The sequence below is a fragment of the Rhizobium sp. 25PS6 genome (assembly GCF_032464655.1).
In the GTDB taxonomy this organism is placed as follows: Bacteria; Pseudomonadota; Alphaproteobacteria; order Rhizobiales; family Rhizobiaceae; genus Rhizobium; species Rhizobium laguerreae.
Genome location: NZ_JAWDIV010000066.1, coordinates 1 through 941, shown reverse-complemented (window position 1 = coordinate 941; position 941 = coordinate 1). Strand labels below are relative to the sequence as shown.

Genomic DNA, 941 nt, shown 5'->3' with positions numbered 1-941 from the left:
AACCGAGGTCATCAGGCCGAGCGAGCCGAAGCCCTGGGCAACGGTATCGGACTGGACGTCGCCGTCATAGTTCTTGCAGGCCCAGACGTAGCCGCCAGACCACTTGAGCGCCGAGGCGACCATGTCGTCGATCAGACGGTGTTCGTAGGTGATGTTTGCTTCCTTGAACTGATCCTTGAATTCGGTCTCGTAGACTTCCTCGAAGATGTCCTTGAAGCGGCCGTCATAGGCCTTGAGGATGGTGTTTTTGGTCGACAGGTAGACCGGCCACTTGCGCATCAGGCCATACATCATCGAGGCGCGGGCAAATTCGCGGATCGATTCATCGAGGTTGTACATCGCCATGGCAACGCCGGCGCCCGGTGCGTTGAAGACTTCCTTCTCGATGACGGTGCCGTCTTCGCCGACGAACTTGATCGTCAGCTTGCCCTTGCCGGGGAACTTGAAATCGGTGGCGCGGTACTGGTCGCCGAAGGCGTGGCGGCCGACGACGATCGGCTTGGTCCAGCCGGGAACGAGGCGCGGCACGTTCTTGCAGATGATCGGCTCGCGGAAGATGACGCCGCCGAGGATGTTGCGGATCGTGCCGTTCGGGCTCTTCCACATTTCCTTGAGGTTGAATTCCTTGACGCGGGCTTCATCCGGCGTGATCGTCGCGCACTTGATGCCGACGCCGTACTTCTTGATGGCGTTGGCGGCGTCGACAGTGACCTGGTCGTTGGTGGCGTCGCGGTTTTCGACCGAGAGGTCGAAATAGTCGATGTCGAGGTCAAGATACGGATGGATCAGCTTATCCTTGATGAGCTGCCAGATGATGCGCGTCATTTCATCGCCGTCGAGATCGGCGACGGGATTGGCGACCTTGATCTTGTTCATGTATCTGCCTCGTTCGAGCTTGAATGGGGACGGGGTCCCGGGTGGGTGATGTGATGAGGAGCGCT

General features: G+C 59.1%; 1 protein-coding gene. It reads right to left on the bottom strand.

Annotation, left to right across the window (positions count from 1 at the left end; genetic code table 11):
- The coding region (locus RWK44_RS34815) for an NADP-dependent isocitrate dehydrogenase (protein ID WP_316030175.1) at positions 1-876 on the bottom strand (876 nt) is incomplete at its 3' end.
- Positions 877-941 lie beyond the last annotated feature (65 nt).